Below are 1,552 nucleotides of genomic sequence, written 5' to 3'. Positions count from 1 at the left end.
CACGAACAGTTCGAGTACGACCCGAGCTTCACGACGCTCGCCACGCCACTCTCGGAGGTGCTGGCCAACCGCCGCGGCGTGTGCCAGGACTTCGCCCACCTGATGATCGGCGCGCTGCGCTCGATCGGACTCTCGGCGCGCTACGTCAGCGGCTACCTGGAAACCGAGCCGCCACCGGGCCAGCCCCGGCTGGTCGGGGCGGACGCCTCCCACGCCTGGCTCGCGCTGTGGGTGCCGGAGTGGGGTTGGCTCGCCCTCGATCCCACCAACGGGACGCTGGCCGGCGAGCGCCACCCGGTGCTGGCCTGGGGGCGGGACTACTTCGACGTGGCACCGCTCAAAGGGGTGATGAATGGCGGGGGCCACCACCGCCTGGAGGTGGAGGTCGACGTGGTGCCGCTGGCGACGCCCGGCACGATATGACGCGCCCGGGCGGTTCGACTTGACGGTTTCACGCTCCAGGCCGGAAGATAGGCGCTCCCTACAGGAAGTCGCCATGCCGTCACGCCCCGACCAGCCTCGCCTGCCAAGCGCCGTCTCCCGCATCGAGCGGTGGCTGGGTTGGGCCTGCTTCGCCATCCTGCTGCTCGGGCTTTCGAACCACCTTCACGCCATCGAGCTGCAGGACGTCAAGCGCGACGAGCACGTCGCCACCTCGCACAGCGACCCGCGCGGCTATGCCTACCTTCCGGCACTGCCGCGCATTCAGCACAGCGAGGCCAAGGGCGATCCTGCCGTACTGCCCTATGACCCCGGCCACGAGGCGCTGCCTGCGACGCACTACTGGCCGTGGGTGAATCGCGCCGGCGGACATAGAGGCCTTGCGCCCGACCCCGGCCATGGCCACCCCGAGGCGTACCGACTCGCCCGCTCGCGCGCCCCGCCTTCACACCCGCCATCGTGACACGCTCATCCACGCCCTGAGGGCGTGCTTCCCTCGTCATTCGAGTCATGTGTGAAGGACACGTCATGTTTTTGATCGACAAACTGATTCTTCTGGCCGCCGTGGTCATTCTGGTCGGCATTCTCTCGAGCAAGCTCTCCGCGCGCCTGGGTCTTCCGGTACTGGTGCTGTTTCTGATCATCGGCATGCTGACCGGCGAAAGCGGTATCGGCGGCATCGCCTTCGACAACCCGGTCTGGGCCCACGCCCTGGGCACGATGGCGCTCGCCGTCATCCTGTTCGACGGCGGCCTGCAGACGCCGGTCGCCTCCATCAAGGCGGTATGGAAACCCGCTTCGCTGCTCGCCACCCTCGGCGTGCTGGTCACCGCCGTGGTCACCGGCCTCGCGGCCACCTATATCCTCGGGCTCTCGCCGCTGGAAGGGCTTCTGCTCGGGGCCATCGTCGGCTCCACCGACGCCGCGGCGGTATTTTCGCTGCTGCGCAACGCCAACATCCATATCAACAAGCGCTTGAAGTCGACCCTCGAGATCGAGAGTGCCTCGAACGACCCCATGGCCATCTTCCTGACCGTGGGTCTGCTGGAAGTGGTGGTCAACGACATGCAGCCGGGCCTGAGCCTGCTGCAGCTGTTCGTGATCCAGATGG

General features: G+C 67.5%; 3 protein-coding genes. All 3 read left to right on the top strand.

Features of this window, described 5'->3' with window-relative positions; translation table 11 throughout:
- Positions 1-423 (top strand): transglutaminase family protein (locus tag BIS11_RS17220; RefSeq protein WP_253586675.1); only part of this gene is annotated, 423 nt, incomplete at its 5' end.
- 73 nt (positions 424-496) lie between these two features.
- Entirely contained in the window at positions 497-904 is a 408-nt protein-coding gene (locus BIS11_RS17215) for a hypothetical protein (protein ID WP_253418695.1), read from the top strand.
- 65 nt (positions 905-969) lie between these two features.
- Positions 970-1,552 (top strand): cation:proton antiporter (locus BIS11_RS17210; RefSeq protein ID WP_253586673.1); only part of this gene is annotated, 583 nt, incomplete at its 3' end.

The organism is Halomonas sp. 707D4 (assembly GCF_024158685.1).
Lineage (GTDB): Bacteria > Pseudomonadota > Gammaproteobacteria > Pseudomonadales > Halomonadaceae > Vreelandella.
This window is presented reverse-complemented; position numbering and strand designations above follow the sequence as displayed.